This is a genomic window from Cobetia sp. 5-11-6-3 (assembly GCF_013374055.1).
GTDB lineage: Bacteria > Pseudomonadota > Gammaproteobacteria > Pseudomonadales > Halomonadaceae > Cobetia > Cobetia marina.
This window is the reverse complement of the sequence record NZ_BLWJ01000002.1, coordinates 88,241-110,598: the sequence shown is the minus strand read 5'-3', so window position 1 is coordinate 110,598 and position 22,358 is coordinate 88,241. Positions and strand designations below refer to the sequence as shown.

The 22,358-nt window shown below is 63.4% G+C and carries 19 protein-coding genes; 10 read left to right on the top strand and 9 right to left on the bottom strand.

Annotated features, from left to right (window positions below):
• The first annotated feature begins 106 nt into the window (after window positions 1-106).
• The 4 genes from tcdA (at window position 107) to HXS66_RS04390 (ending at window position 3,143) form a co-directional block, all read left to right on the top strand.
• Window positions 107-970: a tRNA cyclic N6-threonylcarbamoyladenosine(37) synthase TcdA gene (gene tcdA / locus HXS66_RS04405; RefSeq protein ID WP_077379348.1), complete on the top strand. Its 864-nt coding sequence runs from the start codon at window positions 107-109 to the stop codon at window positions 968-970.
• A gap of 48 nt (window positions 971-1,018) precedes the next feature.
• Window positions 1,019-1,276 (top strand): DUF1653 domain-containing protein, encoded by a 258-nt coding sequence (locus tag HXS66_RS04400; RefSeq protein ID WP_240499615.1) that lies wholly within the window; start codon window positions 1,019-1,021, stop codon window positions 1,274-1,276.
• 223 nt (window positions 1,277-1,499) lie between these two features.
• Window positions 1,500-2,018, top strand: a complete 519-nt coding sequence (purE, locus tag HXS66_RS04395; protein ID WP_077378762.1) for a 5-(carboxyamino)imidazole ribonucleotide mutase — start codon at window positions 1,500-1,502, stop codon at window positions 2,016-2,018.
• 3 nt (window positions 2,019-2,021) lie between these two features.
• Entirely contained in the window at window positions 2,022-3,143 is a 1,122-nt protein-coding gene (locus HXS66_RS04390; protein WP_240704287.1) for a 5-(carboxyamino)imidazole ribonucleotide synthase, read from the top strand.
• A 95-nt stretch (window positions 3,144-3,238) separates the two neighbouring features.
• Here the strand turns inward: HXS66_RS04390 and bfr are convergent, their stop codons facing one another.
• A complete protein-coding gene (gene bfr, locus HXS66_RS04385) occupies window positions 3,239-3,718 on the bottom strand; it encodes a bacterioferritin (RefSeq protein WP_077378759.1) in 480 nt (159 codons plus the stop codon).
• A gap of 470 nt (window positions 3,719-4,188) precedes the next feature.
• Window positions 4,189-4,392, bottom strand: coding sequence for a bacterioferritin-associated ferredoxin (locus HXS66_RS04380; RefSeq protein ID WP_077378756.1), 204 nt, complete (start codon window positions 4,390-4,392; stop codon window positions 4,189-4,191).
• A gap of 708 nt (window positions 4,393-5,100) precedes the next feature.
• Here HXS66_RS04380 and HXS66_RS04375 point away from each other — a divergent pair.
• Window positions 5,101-5,925 (top strand): hypothetical protein, encoded by an 825-nt coding sequence (locus HXS66_RS04375; protein ID WP_077378753.1) that lies wholly within the window; start codon window positions 5,101-5,103, stop codon window positions 5,923-5,925.
• A gap of 147 nt (window positions 5,926-6,072) precedes the next feature.
• Here HXS66_RS04375 and HXS66_RS04370 read toward each other — a convergent pair whose 3' ends face one another.
• From HXS66_RS04370 to lptF, 3 genes are read right to left on the bottom strand one after another with little or no spacing between them, the layout of a single operon-like run.
• On the bottom strand, window positions 6,073-6,519 hold the full coding sequence (locus HXS66_RS04370; RefSeq protein ID WP_255303093.1) for an RDD family protein: 447 nt from the start codon (window positions 6,517-6,519) through the stop codon (window positions 6,073-6,075).
• 13 nt (window positions 6,520-6,532) lie between these two features.
• Complete coding sequence (gene lptG, locus HXS66_RS04365; RefSeq protein WP_176502953.1) at window positions 6,533-7,615, bottom strand: LPS export ABC transporter permease LptG; 1,083 nt, start codon at window positions 7,613-7,615, stop codon at window positions 6,533-6,535.
• A complete protein-coding gene (gene lptF, locus HXS66_RS04360; RefSeq protein WP_169477242.1) occupies window positions 7,615-8,709 on the bottom strand; it encodes an LPS export ABC transporter permease LptF in 1,095 nt (364 codons plus the stop codon). The genes lptG and lptF overlap by 1 nt, the downstream gene beginning before the upstream one ends.
• Window positions 8,710-9,203: 494 nt before the next feature.
• Between lptF and HXS66_RS04355 the strand changes: the two genes are divergently transcribed.
• The 3 genes from HXS66_RS04355 to HXS66_RS04345 all read left to right on the top strand — a co-directional run bounded on the left by HXS66_RS04355 (window position 9,204) and on the right by HXS66_RS04345 (window position 12,613).
• Window positions 9,204-10,724, top strand: a complete 1,521-nt coding sequence (locus tag HXS66_RS04355) for a leucyl aminopeptidase (RefSeq protein WP_176502952.1) — start codon at window positions 9,204-9,206, stop codon at window positions 10,722-10,724.
• Window positions 10,725-10,869: 145 nt separating this feature from the next.
• On the top strand, window positions 10,870-11,964 hold the full coding sequence (locus HXS66_RS04350; RefSeq protein ID WP_084209423.1) for a branched-chain amino acid aminotransferase: 1,095 nt from the start codon (window positions 10,870-10,872) through the stop codon (window positions 11,962-11,964).
• Window positions 11,965-12,142: 178 nt separating this feature from the next.
• Window positions 12,143-12,613 (top strand): DNA polymerase III subunit chi, encoded by a 471-nt coding sequence (locus HXS66_RS04345; RefSeq protein ID WP_077378736.1) that lies wholly within the window; start codon window positions 12,143-12,145, stop codon window positions 12,611-12,613.
• A 32-nt stretch (window positions 12,614-12,645) separates the two neighbouring features.
• Here the strand turns inward: HXS66_RS04345 and HXS66_RS04340 are convergent, their stop codons facing one another.
• A complete protein-coding gene (locus HXS66_RS04340; RefSeq protein WP_176502951.1) occupies window positions 12,646-15,618 on the bottom strand; it encodes an ATP-binding protein in 2,973 nt (990 codons plus the stop codon).
• A gap of 265 nt (window positions 15,619-15,883) precedes the next feature.
• On the opposite strand from HXS66_RS04340, the gene HXS66_RS04335 reads away from it, so the two are divergent.
• Entirely contained in the window at window positions 15,884-18,727 is a 2,844-nt protein-coding gene (locus HXS66_RS04335) for a valine--tRNA ligase (RefSeq protein ID WP_084209425.1), read from the top strand.
• Between the two features lie 114 nt (window positions 18,728-18,841).
• Here HXS66_RS04335 and HXS66_RS04330 read toward each other — a convergent pair whose 3' ends face one another.
• The gene (locus tag HXS66_RS04330; RefSeq protein ID WP_176502950.1) at window positions 18,842-19,363 is read right to left on the bottom strand and encodes an META domain-containing protein; all 522 of its coding nucleotides are present in this window, start codon (window positions 19,361-19,363) and stop codon (window positions 18,842-18,844) included.
• Window positions 19,364-19,677: 314 nt separating this feature from the next.
• On the opposite strand from HXS66_RS04330, the gene HXS66_RS04325 reads away from it, so the two are divergent.
• On the top strand, window positions 19,678-20,388 hold the full coding sequence (locus HXS66_RS04325; RefSeq protein WP_176502949.1) for a phosphatase PAP2 family protein: 711 nt from the start codon (window positions 19,678-19,680) through the stop codon (window positions 20,386-20,388).
• 32 nt (window positions 20,389-20,420) lie between these two features.
• On the opposite strand, the gene HXS66_RS17540 is transcribed toward HXS66_RS04325, so the two are convergent.
• Complete coding sequence (locus HXS66_RS17540; protein WP_176502948.1) at window positions 20,421-21,593, bottom strand: GGDEF domain-containing protein; 1,173 nt, start codon at window positions 21,591-21,593, stop codon at window positions 20,421-20,423.
• Window positions 21,594-21,895: 302 nt separating this feature from the next.
• Window positions 21,896-22,336, bottom strand: a complete 441-nt coding sequence (locus HXS66_RS04315) for a VOC family protein (protein ID WP_084209428.1) — start codon at window positions 22,334-22,336, stop codon at window positions 21,896-21,898.
• Between the last annotated feature and the right edge of the window lie 22 nt (window positions 22,337-22,358).

Genomic DNA, 22,358 nt, shown 5'->3' with positions numbered 1-22,358 from the left:
AAAGCATGAGCTGCGCATGACCACTACCCCTGACGACATTCCGCTGAATGAGCCAGCGGCCCACACGGCCTCTCTCTCGGACGCCGCGCCCTCTGCCAGCGAACGCATGCTGGCGGATTTCTTCGCCACCGACGCCGAGGCACCGGCGGCGGACGATTACGACTTCCGTTTCGGCGGCATTCGTCGCCTCTACGGCGCCAGCGCCTTCGCCCACTTCCGTCACGCGCATGTCGCGGTGGTCGGGGTCGGCGGGGTCGGCAGCTGGAGCGCCGAGGCGCTGGCACGCTCCGGCATCGGCGAGATGACGCTGATCGACCTCGACGACGTCTGTGTCTCCAACGTCAATCGTCAGCTGCATGCGCTGGATGGCCAGATCGGCCGTCCCAAGGTCGAGGTGCTGGCCGAGCGCTGCCAGCTGATCGCGCCGCAGATGAAGATTCACGCCATCTCGGCCTTCGTCACCCCGGACAACCTGGCCGAGCTGATCCACGATGAGCTGGATCACGTCATCGATGCCATCGACAGCGTACCCGCCAAGACGGCGCTGATCGCCTGGTGCAAGCGTCGCAAGCTGGGGCTGACCGTGACGGGCGGTGCCGGTGGCCAGCTCGACCCGACACGCATCCAGATCGCGGATCTTGCCCGTACCGAGCAGGACCCGCTGCTGGCGCGCGTTCGCTCCCTGCTGCGCCGCGACTACCATTTCAGTCGCAATCTCAAGCGCCGCTTCGATGTCGAGTGCGTCTACTCCGATGAGCAGCTGACCTACCCCGGTGCCGATGGCGAGGTCTGCGCCACCAAACCCGGCGACAGCGCCACGCGTCTGGATTGCGCCGGCGGCTTCGGCGCCGCCACCTTCGTCACCGGCAGCTTCGGCTTCACCGCCAGTGCACGCGCCCTGGCGCGCATCGCACGCCGCGGTGCCAAGGCCACGCCGGCCAACGCTCTCAAGCCCGCGCCCGACGCCTGATCGCGCCGGGCGACCGCGCCAACTGTCTTGCCCATCAAGGAAATCATCATGTCAGAGCTGCCTCCCATGCCGCCGCTGCCCGAGAATCGCCCCGTGCCGGGGCTCTACCGCCACTACAAGGGCGCGCAATACGAGGTGATCGGCACCAGTCGTCATAGCGAGACGGAAGAGCTGCTGGTGGTCTACCGCGCCCTCTACGGCGAATGTGGTCTGTGGGTGCGCCCACTGAGCATGTTCATGGAGAATGTCGAGATCCAGGGCGAGCCAGTGCCGCGTTTCGCGCTGGTCACGCAATGGTCCTGCTGAGCCTCGCCGGCCGGTGGCGCCCATAAGCTGACCGACCGGACAGGTGCATGCCGCCTCTCAGGCTCGGTGCTATACTGCGCCGCTTGTTTTTCCAGACATACGCATTGAGGTGGGACTGGCCATCACGGCCCGGCCACCTCGACCACGCCCACACAGCGGGCCGTCCAGCATGCGCTGGCGGTGGCTGTGAGCTGGTTCATACCACGTCAAGAGCGGAGGAAGCATGAGCGCACTGGTTGGTGTCATCATGGGATCAAAATCGGATTGGGCGACCATGTGCCATACGGTCGAGACCCTGGAAGCCCTGGGGATCGAACACGAGGTCAAGGTCGTCTCTGCCCATCGCACGCCTGACCTGCTGTTCGATTATGCCGACACCGCCGCGGAGCGTGGTCTCGAGGTCATCATCGCCGGAGCCGGTGGCGCCGCCCACCTGCCGGGCATGTGTGCCGCCAAGACCTGGCTACCGGTGCTGGGCGTGCCGGTGCAGTCCAGCATGCTGTCTGGCGTCGACTCTCTGCTCTCCATCGTGCAGATGCCCGCCGGCATCCCCACCGGCACCCTGGCCATCGGTCGTGCCGGTGCCGTGAATGCGGCGCTGCTGGCTGCCAGCCAGCTGGCCAACAAGTATCCGGCCATCCGCACGGCGCTCATCAACTTCCGCGCCGAGCAGACCGACCGCGTGCTGGACAATCCGGACCCGCGTCCCGATGCTCCCAGCCTGTCGCATGGAGGCCAGTGAATCATGAGCGAGCCGATCCGCTTCGGTATCGTCGGTGGTGGTCAGCTGGGTCGCATGCTGGCTCAGGCTGGCGCCGCCCTCAATGCCCGCTTCACCTTTCTTGATCCCGCCGACTCGCCCTGTGGGCGCGTGCATGGCCATCATCTGCGCGCCGACTGGCAGGATGACGCCGCTCTGACACAGCTGGTGGCGGCCTCCGATGCCATCACCTTCGAGTTCGAGAACGTGCCCGCCGACGCCGTCGAGCGCCTGGCGGCAGAGCGTCCGACCTATCCCCCGGCCGGCGCGCTGGATACCGCACGGGATCGCTGGAACGAGAAGTCGCTGTTCATGCGTCTGGGCATCGAGGTGCCGCCGCTGGCGCTGGTCGACAGCCAGGCCGATCTGGAAAGCGCGGTGGCCACCATCGGCCTGCCTGCCGTCCTCAAGACACGTACGCTGGGCTACGACGGCAAGGGTCAGAAGGTGCTGCGCGAGATGGCGGACGTGGCCGACACCTTCGCCGAACTCGGCAGCGTGCCGCTGATTCTCGAAGGTTTCATCGCCTTCGATCACGAGGTCTCGGTGATCGCGGTACGCGGTCGTGACGGTGAGACACGCGCCTGGCCGCTGTCCCGCAATGAGCACCGCAGCGGTATCCTGCACTGCGCCACACCGCTGGCCGCGCATGACCTGCAGGCCGAGGCCGAAGCGGCTGCCTTCAAGGTGATGCACGAACTCGACTACGTGGGCGTGATGGCCTTCGAGTTCTTCGTGGTCAAGGAAGCGGACGGCAGCGAGCGCCTGCTGGCCAACGAGATCGCCCCGCGCGTGCACAACTCCGGTCACTGGAGCATCGAGGGCGCGGTCACCAGCCAGTTCGAGAACCATCTGCGCGCCGTCGCCGGCCTGCCGCTGGGCGAGACAGCCCTGCTGGCCCCCTGCGCGATGCTCAACATCATCGGGCGCATGCCAGAGCGCGATGCCGTGCTGGCCATTCCCGGTGCTCGCCTGCATGACTACGGCAAGGCACCGCGAGCCGGCCGCAAGATCGGTCACATCACGGTGCTGGCCGCCGACCAGGCCAGTCTCGACGCGCGCATCGCAGCCGTCGAGGCGCTGCTGGTCAATGACCTGGGCAAGTAAGCCGGTTCTGCGCCACTGAAGACAAAACGCCCCCGCTGCCGATGGCAGCGGGGGCGTTTTCGTTCCTGTCACGACTTGGAAAGCCGCGCCTGGAATCAGTCGATCTCGTGATGGATCTGCTTCTGCAGGTAGAGCTCGATACCGACCTTCTCGATCAGACCCAGCTCGGTCTCCAGGTGATCGATATGCTCTTCCTCGTCGTCGAGGATCTTGCGGAAGAGATCACGTGAGGTGTAATCGCGGACCTGCTCGGCATAGGCGATCGCTTCTTTCAGATCACCATGAGCCTGGTGCTCCAGCGCCAGATCGCACTCGAGCATTTCCTTGGTGTTCTCGCCGATACGCAGCTTGCCGAGGTCCTGCAGGTTGGGCAGGCCTTCCATGAACAGGATGCGCTCGATCAGGGTGTCCGCATGACGCATCTCTTCGATGGACTCGTCATATTCCCACTTGGCCAGGCGCTTGAGCCCCCAGTCCTTGTACATGCGCGCATGCAGGAAGTACTGATTGATGGCTACCAGCTCGTTGCCCAGTATGGTGTTGAGATGCTCGATGATCTTGGGATCGCCTTTCATGTCGCCATTCCTCTCTTGTCCGGTGCGGTCTCGTTGTCGTCGGCGACCGGCATGCATGCCGGTGTCAGGGGCCGTCGGGGGTGAGGCGTATCAGGCACTCGCCCCGCTTCGTCAGGTCAGGCAAGTATGGCGCAAAACTATGAATTTTTCGAGACATGACAACAAGTTATCGACTTTTAGGCGCAAATGGGAAAGATTGGTATCCGCGTTGTCATATGCAGACGGACACCGGTGAGCATACAAGCGATGAAAGCCCGGGAGAGGAAAGCACGAGAAAGGAAAGTGCGAGAAAGGAAAGTGCGAGAGAGGATAGCTGGAAAGATGAGCTCTCCCGGCAAGGAGCGGCATGCGAAAACGCCAGAGGCCCGATCATGGGATCGGGCCTCTGGCGTTTGAATGACATGGACTCGTGGCGCTGAGCTGCATCGACAGGGCAATCCAGGCCAGGAGAGGCAAGCCCCCCCCTGACATCAGACCGCGTAGGCGAGATCGTCAGCCGGCATCATTTCGCGTGCCACGGCTTCACGGGTGATCGTCTTGGCCATGCAGGCACATTTTCCACATTGGGTCGCACACCCGGTCTGCTCGCGGACCTCACGGAAGCTGCGCGCTCCCTGCTCCACGACTTCACGGATCTTGTGGTCTGATACACCCTTGCACAGACAGACGTACATGGCTCACCTCGCTCACTCCAAGTGAGACAAATGTAAATGATTCGCAGAAAGATGCGCAACACCTGACTGCAAAAAATTCTCATTTGCATGCCATATCAACCACTTGCATTACCCCGTCTTCCACCGTCGGCGCCATGAATTGCTGCTGCGGGATGTGAACGTCCGACCAGAGCCGCATGACGATTCTCGACCCCGCCGTTATCCCCGCTTTCCTCAACCCGCTGTTCTCAAACCATTGCTTTCAAATCCACTGCTCTCAAATCCGTTGCATCGATGAAAGCGCCCACCGTATAAAGAAGGGAGTCACCTGCCTAAGGCAGGGGTTGCGATTTGGGACAGGGACGCTAAGATGTATAACGTTTTATTATGCAGACAAGAATCAAGTCGCAACAAAAAATAATGAGCCATCAACATCCAATGGTTCAGGCAGGTCACTCGCCTCCTGCTAGCGTCACTTCGCCAGAACGCTGCCGTTCATGACGATGACCCACACGCAGCAAGGCGACGGCAAATGACTGCCACGACCTGCCAGGCAATCAGGAAAAGCACATGAACAGGACACTGCAAGAGATTCCGTCGACGCCCTCCATCCTGACTCGGCCCATCGGCATGCCGATGATGGGCGACATGATGATGCCGTGACCGGCCCGAATCCGTCTGCTGTCCGTTCGTTTCGCCTACTGCCAAACTGCAAGGAGTCCTGACCCAATGTCCGCATCCATCGCTACCGCCGAACATCACGCCGCCTCCCACCTGCCGCTCAATCTCGACGCCGTTCGCGATGCCGGCAGCTGCTTCGGGGACCATCACCGCCTGCCGCTCAATCCGCTGCTGCGCAATCTCTATCGCGAGGCGCGTCGCGAGGGCCTGGTGGACGAGAGCTGCAACGCACGTGAGTTGATGAGTCACATCGCACTGCCGCACGATCACGTCGTCACCCAGGAAATCTCCGATCGTGTCTGGCGCTACAACGTCGGTTACGCCAACAGTGAAAGCAGTGCCGAACAGGGCGACCTGAATGCTGCACTGGACTCGCTCAACGAGCGTACCCTCGATGAGCCACTGCCGGGTGCGCTGCATCGCCTGACCGAGGCCTGGCTGTACCTGCCCGGCGAGCTGGAAAGTCCGCGTCAGGCCAGCGCCGACGTCCTGTGGCTGGACAAGCAGGGCCGTGCCCGCTATCGCCTGGATCAGGCACGTCACTGGTTCGCCACCCTGCGTGACGAAGCCGTCGAAGTGGACGACTGGCTGGCATGGCGCCTGACCCACCTGCCGCTGACCAGCGCACCGGTGCTGGACACGGTCAGTGCCTTCACACGCCTGGCCCGCCTCGACCACGACGGTCAGCGCCCCATCGGCCAGCTGCCCTTCGTGCGCTATCGTGATGGCGTGCGCTTCGAGGGCATGGGCAACGCGGTACTCGACCTGCCACGTGAGCTGCCGGAAACCGCGGCACAGGAAGACAGCCTGGTCGTGTCACGCGCCACGGTCGACCGCATCATCACGCGCCTCGATGGCCTGCTGGGCGTCTGATTCACGTCCTGCACCCCTGACAGACACAACGCCCCGCCAGTCGATGACTGGCGGGGCGTTGTGTTTTCCGGCATTCGGCATGCCTTTCACGGCGATTCCTGCACGCCGCCCTTGCACGACACCCGCAAGGCGGCGCCTACCGGGCCGTCACTCTCGGCTGGGCCTCGGCACCACCACCACGCGCGTGCCTGAGGCGATGTCGTGCCAGCTGCGGTGTTCAGGGTCCCATAGCTGCCAGAGATACCCCAGTCCACCGCATCCCAGCGAGAGACCGGCAACCAGAAAACGCAGCAGACACTGAGGCAGTGTCGGTGCGCAGCCTTCCAGCGTCTGCAGCCTCAGCCGCCAGGCCTGCATGCCCAACGTCATGCCACTTCGACTCCAGAAGTAGGCAAAGAAGGCGAACACCGCCACCAGCAGAAGCGAGCGGAACAATGGCGACTGATTGGCCTCTCCGCCATTCGCGGCCACCCCCACGAACCCCAGCACGATCAACAGCGCCATTACCAGAAAGGTGTCATACACCAATCCGCCCAGACGCCGCATCAGCCCGGCAGGGCGCACGCCCTGCTGCGCGAAGCAGTGCCGGGCCACCGGGCACCGTGCCCTAGCCACTGCGACGAATCAGCAGCAGGCCGATCACGTAACAGGCGATCGTGGGGGCCAGTACTGCCCAGATGGGCGCGAACCCGAAGACCACCGAGGCCGGCGCCAACAGGTCCTGCAGGTATTTGAACAGCAGACCGACGATGATCCCGTAGAACACGCGTGTCCCGGCTGCCACGGTGCGCAACGGCCCGAACACGAAGGACGCTGCCACCAGTACCAGCGCTGCCAGCGTCAGCGGTTGCAGGATCTTCTGCCAGAAGTACAGCAATGGCTGGTTGGCGGACAGTCCCTGCCCCTTCAGATAGCTGGCGTAGCGCCACAGATCAGAGGCGGATTGCTGCTTGGGTTCGGTGATCACCAGCTTGAGCAGGTCCGGCGTCAATCGGGTGTCCCACTGGCGTGAGTCCTGCTGCTCGACACGCGTGGAGGCCACCTCACCGCCCTCACGCTCGAAGACCGTGGTTTCCACCGCCTCCAGCGTCCAATGGTCGTCCTCCCAGACGGCACGCCGGGCGTACATGGCCTGCTTGAGCTCCTGATCATCATCGAATTGATAGCGGGTCACGTTGAGCACCACATCATCACTGCGGATCGAACCGAAGCGATAGAAGTTGTTGCCCTCACGCTGCCAGCCACCGCCTTCGGCATAGACGGCACCCGCCCCCTGCTGCTGCTCGGCGCGCCAGGCATCGGCCTGCATCTCGGTGACAGGCGCCACGTACTCTCCCACGGCCATGGTGATGACGATCACCAGCCCGAGCGGCTTCATCACGCCCCACAGGATGCGCGTCAAGGAGCGGCCCGCCGCACGCATGATGGTCAGTTCATTGCTGGATGCCATGCTGCCCAGGCCGATCAAGGCCCCCAGCAGCACCCCTACCGGCACGAATTCGTAGAAACGTGACGGTAGCCTCATCAACAGGTAGAGCAAGACCTCAAGGGCACCGTAATCCCCCTCGACATCGCCCAGGTCATTGATATAGGTGATCATCAGGTCAAGCCCGAGGATCAGTACCTGTACCACCAGCATGGCCAGCAGCACGTTGCGCGCGATGTAACGGTCGAGACGATCAAGCAGCATCAGCGGCCACCTCCGCGGTTGTCGCGCCAGCTCAGCCAGAGGCCAAGCGCCAGATAGACGCCGTGAATGGGCCACAGGCCGATCGCGGCCGGATATTTGCCGGACGCGACGGCATTCTGAGCCGCGATCAGCAAGCTGAGGTAGGTGATATGCACGAAGATGGCCGGCAGCAGACGCGCGAAGCGGCCCTGGCGCGGATTGACGCGCGCCAGTGGCAGACCGATCAGCATCAGGATCGGCACCATCAACGGCAGGGAGATACGCCATTGCAGCTGGGCCTGGGCTTCGGGCGTCTGCGTGGCCAACAGCTCTCGGGTGGAGACGAGTTCGATGTCATCCTTGAGGCTTGCCTCGCTCTGCCCCTCGCTGACCCGCACCGCATAACGCTCGAAGCCCAGTCGCTGTGAAGCCGACTTGCCCGGCTCCACCGCGTAGCGTGAGCCATCCGCCAGCACCAGATAGCGACTGCCGGTCTCCTCGCTGACGTCCTGGAAGGCGCGCTCGGCGCGCACCACCGACTGACTCGGTTCGCTGTCATCGCGGCGGGTGGCCCCGTCATTGCCACGCTCGGCGATGAAGACGTGCTTCAGTTCGCTGTTGTCATCACTCATGCTCTCGGCATAGACGGTGCGATCGCCGATTTGCTGAAAACGTCCCGCGCCCAGCACCGAGAAGTCGGTCTTCTGCTTCTGAAGCTCCAGCAACATCTCGTTCTTCAGCGCGCCAGCCGGCGTCAGGTAGAGGCTGCAGGCCGCCACCAGCGCCGTGATCAGCAGTGCCGGCAGCAAGGTGACGCGCAGCAGACGCTCCGGGCCGACACCGCAGGCCACCAGCACGGTGATCTCACTGTTCATGTACAGCTGACCAAAGGCCAGCAGCACGGCCAGGAAGAAGGACAGCGGCAGCAGCAGCTCGAAGAACCCCGGCAGGTGATAGAGCATCAGGCTGCCGAGAATCGAGGCCGGGAAGTCCCCCTCTGCCGCGTCACTGAAATAGCGGATGAATCGGCTGCCCATGATGACAAGCATCAACACCCCGGCCACCGCGGCCATGGTGGTGAGAATCTCGCGTGTCAGGTAGCGGAAGATGATCAAATGAAACTCCTGTTTCCCACTCGCAATCGAGCGTGTTGACCAGAACGATGATAGCCGGTGAAGACACGATACGGGACATATGAAGATGCACCATCCCTCATGCATGCCGAACCGCCTTTGCGTACACTGGGCATCCGGCCTGCGCTTGCGCCTCGGCCCGGTGCGATCGAGTGTCGATGACACTGGGCGTGCCGAGCCCCGCAAGGACATGCTCGAGCATTATCCAGAAAGCATGCAGCCTTGTCGCGGCCATACCTTGCGACAGGCACATGATCTTCCGCATGATGGACGGCACTGGGAGATGCTTGCCATCAGCGGCCAGTGTCCCCATTCAAAGGTCATGCTCGGTCAGACACCGACGGACGGCAGAGCCTCTTCACATCCGCCCCTGCCGGACCTGGATGCCTGACCCCGGATATCGCGACACGCCCGACCCGCTTCGGTCTGACGCTATCCTCATTTTCGTATCCCCTACTCGCCCGCGTGGAGTTGTCATGGAATTTCCTGTTGTCACTGTCAATCCGGCCCAGCTAGAGACCGCCTGCCTGGTGGTTCCCGTCATTGAAGGCGAACTCGAAGGCGCCGCGGCACGTCTGGACGACGCCAGCGAGAAGCTGATTTCCCAGCTGATCGAACGCGGCGACTTCAAGGCCGAGCTGGGCAACACCCTGCTGCTGCCTTTCGCCCCGGGGCTCGGCGCACAGCGCCTGCTGCTGGCCGGGTTCGGCAAGGCCGAGAAACTCGACGAGAGCCGCTACAAGCGCGGACTGGACGCCGCCATGGCGGCACTGCTCAAGCTGCCGGTGGAAGACGCCGCCTTCGCGGGAGTCGGCCTCGATATCGAGCTGCGCGACGCCGCATGGAAGGTACGCATGATCGCCGAGAGCGCGCTGCGCAACGCCTACCGTTTCACCGAGATGAAGAGTCAGCCGGGCGAGCCTGCCTCTCTGACCCGTCTGAGTGTGGTAAGTGCCGACAAGAGTCAGCAGGCAGAACTGGAAGCGGGTCTGCGTATTGGCGCGGCCATCGGCGAAGGAGTCAACGAAGCCCGCACCCTGGGCAATCTGCCGGGCAACATCTGCACCCCGACCTATCTGGGCGAGCGTGCCGAGCAACTGGGCAGCACCTCCGAAGGCGCACTGAAGGTGACCGTGCTGGGTGAGGAAGAACTCGAGAAGCTTGGCGCCCTGTCACTGCTCTCGGTCGGCCGTGGCAGTGAAGAGCCGAGCCGTCTGATCGTGATGGAATACCGCGGCGCGGAAGACGAGAACGAGGCACCGCACGTGCTGGTCGGCAAGGGCATCACCTTCGATACCGGTGGCATCTCGCTGAAGCCGGGCGCCGGCATGGACGAGATGAAGTACGACATGGGCGGTGCGGCGAGCGTCTTCGGCACCATGCGCACCGTGCTGGCACTCAAGCCCAAGCTCAACGTGGTCGCCATCGTGGCCAGCGCCGAGAACATGCCGGACGGCCGTGCCACCAAGCCGGGCGACATCATCAAGACCCTGAAGGGCCTGACCGTCGAAGTCCTCAACACCGACGCCGAAGGCCGCCTGGTGCTGTGCGACGCCCTGACGTACGCCGAGCGCTTCGAGCCGGCCAGCGTCGTCGACATCGCCACCCTGACCGGCGCCTGCGTCATCGCGCTGGGCAATCACGCCACCGGCCTGATCTCCAACGATGATGACCTGGCGCTGGATCTGCTGGATGCCGGGGAAGAAGCCTGGGACCGCGCATGGCACATGCCGCTGTGGGACGAGTATCAGGCACAGCTGGATTCCAACTTCGCCGACATCGCCAACATCGGCGGGCGTGAAGCCGGCATGATCACCGCAGGTTGCTTCCTGTCCCGCTTCGCGGACACCTTCCCGTGGGCGCACCTGGACATCGCCGGCACCGCCTGGCAGTCCGGCAAGCAGAAAGGTGCCAGCGGCCGCCCGGTGGGCCTGCTGACCCAGTATCTGCTGGATCGCGAAGCGGAACTCAATGCCGCCCAGGAAGAGACGCTCTGAGGCTTCGCATGCTCTCGATGGCGTGCTAGCGTTGAGACACGCGGGTCGGCACGCCACTCGGCACCGCTGACCCCAGAGGTCCTATAAAAATGATTCGACCCCCGGCGTTTCGCGCCGGGGGTCTCGCTGCTACGGAGACACCCACGTGACCAAAGGCTTCGACGTCCGCGCGTCCACGCAACCGGCGGATGCTGCCATTCGCGACACCATCCTGGCCAATCCCGGCTTCGGCCGTCACTTCAGCGACCACATGGCACACGTCCGCTGGACCGCCGATGGCGGCTGGCACGGCCATGAAGTCCGCCCCTATGGCCCGCTGAGCCTCGACCCCGCCGCCTCGGTACTGCACTACGCCCAGGAAATCTTCGAAGGCATCAAGGCCTATCGTCATGAAGACGGCTCGGTGTGGACTTTCCGCCCCGAGAAGAACGCCGCACGCTTCCGCAACTCCGCCCGCCGCCTGGCACTGCCGGAGCTCTCCGACGAGGACTTCGTCGGCTCGCTCAAGGCCCTGCTCGCCCAGGACAGCGCCTGGGTACCGACCCCCGCCAGCGCCAGCGATGAGTGCAGCCTCTACCTGCGCCCGTTCATGATCGCCAGCGAAGCCTTCCTCGGTGTGCGTCCGTCGCGTGAAGTCGATTACTACGTGATCGCCTCGCCGGTGGCCGCCTACTTCAAGGGTGGCATCAAGCCCGTCTCCATCTGGCTGTCCTCGCATTACAACCGTGCGGCGGCCGGTGGCACCGGTTTTGCCAAGTGTGGCGGCAACTATGCCGGCTCCTTGGCGGCCCAGAGCGAAGCTACCGCCAATGGCTGCGATCAGGTCGTCTTCCTGGATGCCGCCGAGAACAAGTGGGTCGAGGAACTGGGTGGCATGAACCTGTTCTTCGTCTTCAAGGATGGTCGTCTGGTCACGCCGCGTCTGACCGGCACCATTCTGGAAGGTGTCACCCGTGACTCCATCCTGACCATGGCGGGTGATCTCGGCCTGACGCCGGAAGAGCGCCCGGTCAGCATCGACGAGTGGCGCGAAGGTATCGCCTCCGGTGAGATCACCGAGGTGTTCGCCTGCGGTACCGCCGCCGTCATCACCCCGGTGGGCGAGCTGGTCAGCGAAGACGCGCGTCTGGATCTGACCGCCAATGCCGGCGACGTGGCCATGCGTCTGCGTCGCCAGCTGCTGGACCTGCAATACGGCCGCGCCGAAGACACGCGTGGCTGGATGACCCGCCTGGCGTAAGCCCTGTGGCCCATGCCAGACGACAACATGAAGGCCCGCCTCGCAAGAGGCGGGCCTTCATGTTTGCAGACGCGAAGATATCGCGCTTTCCGATGCGTACCGAGTCCCTCCTGCATCGAAGCCGCGTGGCGAGTGCGGTATCCTGAGCGCTCGCGAACTCTTGCCACGAGCGGTGCCCATGACCCAGATCGACTTCTACATCCTGCCCGATACCACGCTGGAAGCCCGGCTGGAATTCGCCTGCCGTCTGGCCGAGACCATCCATGCCAAGGGGTTCCGCCTGCACGTGCATGTCGAGGATGAGGCGATGGCGCGTCAGTTCGATGAGCACCTGTGGCAGTTCCGCCCCGAGAGCTTCGTACCCCATGCGCTGGATATCGATCTGGATCTCGCGGCGCGCGAGGCAGAACACGCCGATGACGTGCCACGTCCGCCCGTGACCATCGGTTGGCAGGACGCGCCGGCACCGGGCATCGAGGCACTGCTCAACCTGCACCCCGAGATCCCCGAGTGGTTCTCGCGTTTCGAGCGCGTCGCCGAGATCATCAACCAGCATCAGGATGTGCTGGTCACCAAGCGCGAATGCTGGCGTACCTACAAGTCACGCGGCTATGCGGTGCGTTCGCATCAGCTCAAGGGCGTGAGCTGACGCCGCAGGTACCGGTGGCGCTGTCAGCCGACTCAGCGCTCGCGTTCCTCGTCTTGCTCCCGAGCCTCGAGAAACTCGCGCAAACGCACGTTCAGCCACTCGATCCAGTGCTCGACGTCCTGCATGCCGGGGGGACTCTCCCCCACCGCAAAGAATTCCGGCGGCAGGCCATCGGCTTCCGCGCCCGTTCGCTCGCCGATACGCACAGCCCACAACGGCGCCTCACGCGGCAGACGCTGGATCTCGCTGAACAGCGACGCCACGCTCATGTCGGCGACGTCTCCGAAGATCACCATGCAGGGACTGACATCACGCACCAGGCGCAAGGCCTGAGCCGCGCTGCTGGCAGTGATGATGTCCAGATTGGCGACATGGCTGCTGATCACTTCCAGGCGCAGTCTGTCCTCCGCGCGCGTGCTGATCACCAGCCAGCGACACGCCACTGGCAGCGCCTGATCTGCCGACCATGCCGCCTTCACGACCTGTTCATGGGCACTGACATCCGCCAACGGCAGCCATACCCGGAAACAGGCCCCCTCGCCCAGTACGCTCTGCGCGGTGATCTCCCCCTGCATCCGCCGCGCCAGCTCACGCGACAGCGCAAGCCCGAGGCCCGTGCCCTCGATTCCCGAATCCTCGCGACCCAGACGCGAGAAAGGCTGGAACAGCTGAGCCGCCTGATTCGGGTCAAACCCGAAGCCACCATCCTCGACATCCACCCAGGCCATCTCCTGGCCGTGGGAGTCGATACCGCGCCCAAGAGCGAGACGTATCCAGCCGCCCGCGCGGTTGTACTTGATGGCATTCCCCATCAGGTTGCCGAGAATCTGGTCCAGACGACGGCGATCGGCATTCAGCCACAGCGACGCCTCTTCCAGCGCCAGTGACAGCGTCAGTTCCGCCTGGTCCAGCCGCGGCTGGTACTGACTGACGAGGCGAATCAGGTGCTGGCCGATCGACAGAGGCTGGCAATCGAGGGGCAGTTCTCCCGCTTCAAGGCTCGACATCTGCAGCACGTCCTCGATCAGCGCCGAGAGCTGGCTTGCCGCGTGGCCCGCTTCATCCACATAGCGACGCTGTTCGCGCGTCAGGGACGATTCGTCCGCCAGCAGGTCAGTGAACCCCAGGATGGCATTGAGAGGCGTGCGGATCTCGTGACTGAAGCTCGAGAAGAACCGCGACTTGGACTGACTTGCCTCGGTGGCGCTGTCACGTGCCGCTTCCAGCACCTGCAGCGTCTGCTTGTGACGCTGGATGTCCAGCACCACCCCCGTGGCACGCAGCGGTCGTCCGTCACCATCGCGGCGGGTCACCTGACCTCGCACCTGCATCCACACCCAGCTGCCGTCGGCATGGCGGTAACGCACGTCACGCGCCTCGGCCCAGCTGTCGCCATGCAACACGCGCCAGCGGGATTCCAGCATCCCCGCCAGATCCTCCGGGTGTGTCATGGCATCGAGATCGGCCAGATGCATGCTGGCCTGGATGGGGAGCCCCATCATCAGGAAGAAGTTCTCGTGGAAGTGGAGATCATCACGCTCGAAGTCATACCGCCAGGTCGCATCACCGGAGGCCGCCATCACCATCTCGACATGCCGGGCATCCTCGGCGCGTTCGAGCTCGATCTGATCACGCCGCAATGCGGCTTCCCGCAGGGCTTCCCCCGCCTGGTCAAGCTCTTGCAAGGCAAAACGCTGACGCACCACCGGCTGCCCGCGACCGATGCGCAGCGCCATGTCACTCAAGCGTTCCAGGGCTTCGGAAAGCGTGGTGGCCATGGATTCCGCCCGCCAGCGCATCACCACCAGCAGGACCAGGAAGAAGGCGATCAGGCCGACCAGCATCACGTAACCCAACTGATTGAAACGCGTATTCCAGTGCTGGATGCCGCTTTCCACCTGCTGCGGGTCCACCACGGCCAGCAGCCGCCAGTCCGTCCCCGCCACCGGATACCACGCCACCAGCCGCTCACCGGCGAGCAGCGGTATCTTGCGCATGCCATGGGGAGCATCGTCGATACCATGCAGCAGGCGCACCATCTCCGGCGACTTGCTCTGATCACGTGCCGTTTCCAGGAAGCGGTCATGCGTCAACGGGGTCGGCTCGATCCGCGGAGGGACATGCACCCCGAAATCCTTCTGACCGGCCTCGGGCATGGCCAGTACGCTGTTGCCACTCACCAGCACCAGATAGGCGTTCCAGGGAAGTCGCGTGCTCTCGAGATGCTTCGCCAGCGCATCGAGCGTGACATCGATACCGACGACCCCCTCAAGGAAGTCCCCACGATGCACCGGCATCAGGGTCGAGATCAGCCAGCCTCCCCCGACGGGGTCCTGATAGGCTGGCGTCACGACCGGCTCACGCGTGGGATTGTTGCGATCATCGGCCAGGTAATAGAAGCCGTAGCTGGTGAGATCCACCCCGGGGGTGAAGATGCCGTGGGTGTCGATCCACGGCTTGATACGGAAATAGCCGTCGTAGCTGGAGAACCACGCCTGACGCAGCTCGGGACGGATCTCGAGCATGTCCTGCATGACCGTATCCAGCCGCGACAGCCGTGCCACCTTGCCGTAGTCCTGCAGATAACTGGGGGCCAGCGACGAATAATAGGAGCCGGCCTCCCCGTCATCCTCGGCCACGTAGAGGGTGCCATCCTCACTGAAGACATGACGCGCCATCTCTCGGACACGCTCGCCCGGCGCGATGGGAGCATCCATCTCACGGAGTGCCGAGTGTGCCAGCTGCTGCACTTCCCTGCGCCAATCCTCCACCACCATGCCGGCATGCTCCGCCTCATAACGGCTCAGCTGCTCAAGCTGGGTGCGGATCAGGTCTTCACGGGTCGCTTCCTGCTGCTGCGCCACCAGCCAGTGCAAGCCCAGATAACCGCCCAGCAGCGCCACCTCCATCACCAGCAGTGGCACCAGGGCATGACGCAGCAGTTCATGCCAGACCCAGCGACGGGTCGGACGAGGTGCACCATCCGTGGGGCGAGGCTTGGACATTGCGGCTCCGCGAGCAGGAACAGGAGGGAGACTCCGAGGCGAGGCACCTCGGCGTCAGCAGGTTGCGACAGGATACGGCATCATTGCGTGGATGTTGCCTGCTTTGTGAAACCGTCCCCTTGGCGAGGGCCACAAGAGCCTGCACGCCAAGACCGAATGACGCCTGACATCAGCGGCGCTATAATCGAGCCCATTTTCTGCCTGCGCTGCCCCGCTCACTGAGCCGGCGCGGGACGTCCCGCCCAACCGGATCATTTGCAGACCCATGGACAAGACCTACCAACCGAACGCCATCGAGACGCGCTGGTACGAGCGCTGGGAATCCGAGAATCGCTTTGCGCCGTCAGGCCAGGGCGAGAGCTTCTCACTGGTCATCCCGCCGCCCAACGTCACCGGCTCCCTGCACATGGGCCATGCCTTCCAGGATTCCATCATGGACACCCTGGTGCGCTGGCGTCGCATGCAGGGTCGCAACACCCTGTGGCAGGTAGGCACCGACCACGCCGGCATCGCCACGCAGATGCTGGTGGAGCGCAAGGTCGCCGCCGAAGAAGGCAAGACGCGTCATGATCTGGGTCGCGAAGCCTTCACCGACAAGATCTGGGAGTGGAAGGAAGAGTCCGGCGGCAACATCACGCGTCAGCTGCGTCGCATGGGCACCAGCATCGACTGGAGCCGCGAGCGCTTCACCATGGACGATGGCTTCTACAAGGCCGTGCAGGAAGTCTTCGTGCGCCTGCACAAGGAAGACCTCATCTACCGTGGCAAGCGTCTGGTCAACTGGGACCCGACCCTGCACACCGCGATCTCCGATCTCGAAGTCGAGAACCGTGATCAGCAAGGCAGCTTCTGGCACTTCCGCTATCCGCTCGCCGATGGCGTCAAGACCGCCGATGGCAAGGACTACGTCGTCGTCGCCACCACGCGCCCGGAAACCCTGCTGGGTGACACCGGCGTGGCCGTCAATCCCAAGGATGAGCGCTACGCAAGCCTGGTCGGCAAGTTCATCGAGCTGCCGCTGGTCGGCCGTCGCATCCCCATCGTCGCCGATGAACACGCCGACATGGAAAAGGGCTCCGGTTGTGTCAAGATCACTCCGGCACACGACTTCAATGACTACGAAGTCGGCAAGCGTCAGGGCCATCTGCTGATCAACGTGATGAGCCAGGATGCCACCATCCTGGAGCGCGCCGAGATCTACGACCTGCAGGGACGTCCGCAGCCCCAGGAAGATGCCAGCCTGCCGGCCGCCTACGCCGGACTGGATCGCTTCGTCGCGCGCGAGAAGCTGGTCGCCGACATGGACGCGCTGGGTCTGCTGGAGCAGGTCGAGACCATCAACAACACCCTGCCCCACGGTGACCGCTCCGGCGACGTCATCGAGCCACTGCTGACGGACCAGTGGTTCGTGGCCGTCGAGGAGCTGGCACGCCCGGCCATCGAGGCGGTCGAGAACGGCGACATCGAGTTCGTGCCCAAGAACTACGAGAACATGTACTTCGCGTGGATGCGTGACCTGCAGGACTGGTGCATCTCGCGTCAGCTGTGGTGGGGCCACCGCATTCCGGCCTGGTATGACAACGACGGCAACGTCTATGTCGGCCGCAACGAGGAAGAAGTCCGCGCCGAGAACCAGCTGGGTGCCGACATCGAACTGCGTCAGGACGAAGACGTCCTCGACACCTGGTTCAGCTCTGCGCTGTGGACCTTCGGCACCCTCGGCTGGCCGGCGGACACCGAAGAACTCAAGACCTTCCACTCCACCGACGTGCTGGTCACCGGCTTCGACATCATCTTCTTCTGGGTGGCGCGGATGATCATGTTCACCCTGAAGTTCAAGGGTGAAGTGCCGTTCCGCAAGGTCTACGTGCATGGTCTGGTGCGTGACAGCCTCGGCCAGAAGATGTCCAAGTCCAAGGGCAACGTGCTCGACCCCATCGACCTGATCGACGGCATCGGCCTGGATGAGCTGGTCGAGAAGCGTACCGGCAACATGATGCAGCCCAAGAAGGCCAAGGCGATCGCCAAGGCCACGCGCAACGAGTTCCCGGAAGGCATCGAGCCCCACGGTACCGATGCGCTGCGCTACACCCTGCTGTCACTGGCTTCCACCGGGCGTGACGTGAAGTTCGACATGGGCCGTCTCGATGGCTATCGCAACTTCTGCAACAAGCTGTGGAATGCGGCGCGCTACGTGCTGATGAATGCCGAGGACCAGGATTGCGGCGTCAACGGCGAAGCCGTCGAGCTGTCACTGGCCGATCGCTGGATCATCGCGCGCCTGCAGCAGACCGAGCAGCAGGTCACCCGCGCGCTGGAAGAGTTCCGCTTCGACCACGCCTCCCAGGCGCTCTATGAGTTCATCTGGAACGAGTACTGCGACTGGTATCTGGAGCTCTCCAAGCCGGTGTTGTGGGACGAGAACGCCAGCGCGGAAGCCAAGCGCGGCACGCGTCGCACCCTGGTGCGCGCGCTCGAGACCATCCTGCGCCTGATCCACCCGATGATGCCGTTCATCTCCGAGGAGATCTGGCAGCGCATCGCGCCTCACGCCGGCAAGCCGGTGGAAGGCGAGAGCATCATGAGCCAGGCGTGGCCGCAGGCCGACGCCGAGCGGATCGATGAGCAGGCCATCCGTGACATCGAGTGGCTCAAGGGCATCATCATCGCGGTGCGCAATATCCGCAACGAGCTGAACCTGTCCCCGGGCAAGCCGCTGGAGGTCTACCTGCAGAACGGGGCCGACGGCGACGCCGAGCGTCTGGAAGCCAATCGTCTGTTCCTGTCCAAGCTGGCCCGTCTGGAAAGCATCACCTTCCTGGCGGCGGGCGATGAAGCGCCGATGTCCGCCATCCAGCGCGTCGGTGAGCTGGAAGTGCTGGTGCCGATGGCCGGCCTGATCGACAAGGATGCCGAGCTCAAGCGCATCGACAAGGAACACGAGAAGCAGCAGAAGGTCATCACCGGTCTCGAGAACAAGCTCGGCAACGAGAAGTTCGTCGGTCGCGCACCGGCCGATGTGGTCGAGAAGGAGCGCGCCAAGCTGGCCGATGCCCAGGCGGAGCTTGCACTGCTGGAAAGTCAGCGCGCCAAGATCGAAGCGCTGTAAGCCACACTCGTCTTGATCGCAGGCAAAAGCCCCCGGCACCGAAAGGTGCCGGGGGCTTTCTTCATTCCGGGCATGTCACGGGAGTCGGCGCAGGCGCTCAGTCGTCGCAGGCGCTCAGTCGTCGCTGGCCGCGACGGGCATGAAGGTCGCCAGCAGGTAGCCGGTGTCATCCATCACACGCAGGCGAGCGCTCTCGCCTCTGCCGACGATCTGATAGCGAGCCACCTCCTCCAGCATGCGATTGAAGGCATTGGACTGCTCCGGATTGGGGCACATCTTCATGGTCGAGGCCAGCGGGCCGATCTCCAGGGTCTGGCGAGACTCATCCAGTACCACCGGCCCCATCAGACGATTGCAGCCATTGCTGCCCACCAGGCGCAGGCGGTCATCCTCTTCATCCGCCAGCTGCTCCGGTGTCGGGGCCTGCAACAGGAAATTGGGCGCCTTGCTGCCCTCCTCGGTCTTCGAGAAGCTCCAGGGGGTACCGACCAGCGCAGGACTTGCACTGCCGGCACCGCTCCCACCGCCCTGCCCGGCGTCCGTCGCGCCTGAGTGACTGACCGCGCAGCCGGCCAGCAGGGATGTCGCGATCGCCAGCGAAGTGGCAAGTGATAGACGGCGCAAGATGACGCTCATGAAGAGATCCCCCGTGATGAGCCTGCCTCGATGTCAGGCATTGATGAAACGATCGGGCGCGAGCATGCAGACCCGTCGCACAAACCACAAGCCCCTTGATGCCCTGCGCCATCCCGGTCCCGACAGGCCGACTGGCTTGCGAGACGATAGCCCGCCAGATCGCGTCTGACGCAACGATGCTTCTCTCCTGGAACATTCGAAAACAGTGTTTCTTGAAGAGCCTTTGAAATTACCATACGCCGTGAAGGCAGCGATAGGGATCGCTTGCTGATGCTTGATGATACCTCGCACCATCTGCACCAGGAGGGACGGAGATGCTGACCAGACGACTACTGGCACTCAATGCCACAGGATTCGCCTTGCTGATCAGCTGGTGGATACCGGCACTGGATTTCTGGCCCGATCTGGACGGCCGGGTATTCTGGGCATTCAATCACCTCATCTCGCCACTCAATCCGCACTGGGATACCCTGCTGGGGCTTCTCAACACGCGGTTCTTCGATGCTGCGGCCTTCGGCCTGATGGGTGTCCTGTTCTGCTGGGCGATGCTTGAGGATTCGCGCCCCGACCGCTACCGGCGCTGGGCTAGCCTCGGCATCACCATGCTGCTGACCGCCGGTATCATCTCGCTGTTCGTGCTGCGCGCCATCAGCTACGGCCATGCCAGTCCGACTCGCGTCTTCCAGCACGCACAGCATCTCTCCGACCTGGTGTCCTTCAAGACCAAGGACTCGGCCTCGAACAGCTTCCCGGGGGATCACGGCTTAATGCTGATGGTCTTCGCCGGTTACATGTGGGCCTTCGCCCCACGACGCATCGCGCTTTGGAGTCTGGCATTCGTGGTGATATTGAGTGCCCCACGCATCATGGTGGGTGCCCATTGGTTCAGTGATGTCTATCTGGGCTCGCTCAGCATTGCACTGATCATTCTGCCCTGGGTGCTGTGTACGCCCGTGGCGCGCCGTCTGGCGAGAGCCATCGAGCGCTGCCTGTCAGGCCTCGGCCGGCACACGCTCGAGAACTGAAGAGCGACTCGAGAGCGCAAGACAGCCTCGAATCACCCCACGAGTGTCCTGTCGGCAAAGTGCCCATGTTCTGCCGGGGGCTCACCCCGATCCCCCTGGCGCGCCGTCTCAGGGGCAGCCAAGAGGCTGCATGACTCGCCTTCCCTTTCCTGCTGCCGCTCACCCCCCGCTACCACCCGGTCGCGCCCCTGATGCTTGGCGTGGTACAGGCGACGATCCGCCAGCTGCAGCAGGTCATCCAGTGATTCACACTCATGACTGACGGCGACCCCTATCGAGACGGTGACCGGCACGGCGCTTCCCGCAAACTGTGGCGGCGAGCTGGCCAGCAGGGAACGTATCCGTCCCGCCACGGAAATCGCCTCGCCGCGCCCGCTGCGCGGCAACAGCACCAGAAACTCCTCACCACCGATACGCCCTGCTCTATCCCCCTGGCGCAGTGTGGCATTGAGCAGGCGCCCGATCTGTCTCAGGGCCTCATCACCTGCCGCATGCCCCCGCAGATCATTGATCTGCTTGAAGTGATCCACATCCATCATCAATACCGAGCAGGGCACGGCGTCCTGCCACCATTTTTCCGCCTGGCGCAGGGTCTGGCGCCGATTGAACAGCCCGGTCAGCTCATCGCGACTGGCATCCTGGCGGTACTGGCGTTCGAAGTGTTCGGTGAGTGCCAGCATGCGCCACAGGAAGGTGACCATCAGCATGAAGACGGCAAACAGGTTGAATGACTGCATGATCCAGACAGGGATGAAGCCATCGGAAACATGCTGAGAGGCCACCATCAGCGACAGCACTGCAGCGACGAAGAGAGACAGCGTGCTGATGACACGCACCTTGCCTGACAGGGGAGCAAGATGGATACCGGCCATCACGATGAAGAAGTAATATTCGTAGCCGGCGGCATTGCCGAAGCAGTAGGAGGCAAGCCAGGTCATCAACGTCAGACTGCCCAATACCAGCACCAGGGCCATCAGCATGTGATGCTGACGATGCAACAGCACTCCCAGCAGCCCCACCAGCACCATGATGCCGCTGGCGAACGCCAGTCGTGGTGCCTTGAGCACCATGAAGACAGGCAGCCAGGCCACATAAAGGCCCAGCACCATCAGATAGACCCACAGATAGGCATGATAGAAACGGCGATGCTCGACAGCGAGCAGACGCGGTTCTTGACGCAACCAGGCACGAGCAACACTCAACATCAGGCAGTCCTTGCCATTCGGCAGTCATCACGTGGGCGAAACTCTCATGACACGGACACGGCCAGCGCGCGACAGGGGGAGTGTCATGGAGCCTGCACCTGTCTGGACGGCAGGGGTAGCCCTGCACAACACCAGAAAGCCACCGCATGACGTGTCATGTCTCATGCGGCGAGCATTATCGTTCTGATCACAGCATAAGCCCAAATACCGGTTCCGCCAGCCCCGCACCGACATTGCGTCACCATTGTGCGACGCTTGCCCGCGCCTGCGCGCCGTCGGGCATCGCGACCCCGGCGTGAGCGTTACCAGCTGCCGGTATTGGCCATCGAGACCCACGGTTCCTGCGGCGCAAGGGGTTCGCCGGCCTGCAGCAACTCAAGCGAGATGCCATCCGGGCTCTTCACGAACGCCATGTGGCCGTCACGCGGTGGGCGATTGAGGGTCACGCCATTGTCCATCAGATGCTGACAGGTGGCGTAGATGTCCTCGACACGATAGGCCAGATGGCCGAAGTTGCGCCCGCCTTCATAGTCTTCCGGGTCCCAGTTATGGGTCAGTTCCAGCATCGGCGCCTGCATCTCACGGGCACGTTCGGCATCCTGCGGGGCTGCCAGGAAGATCAGCGTGAAGCGGCCCTTCTCGGAATCCTTGCGCGAGATCTCGACCATGCCGAGCAGGTCACGGAAGAAATGCAGTGAAGCGTCGACATCACGGATACGCAGCATGGTGTGCAGATATTGCATGGATCACTCTCTTGAACGATGG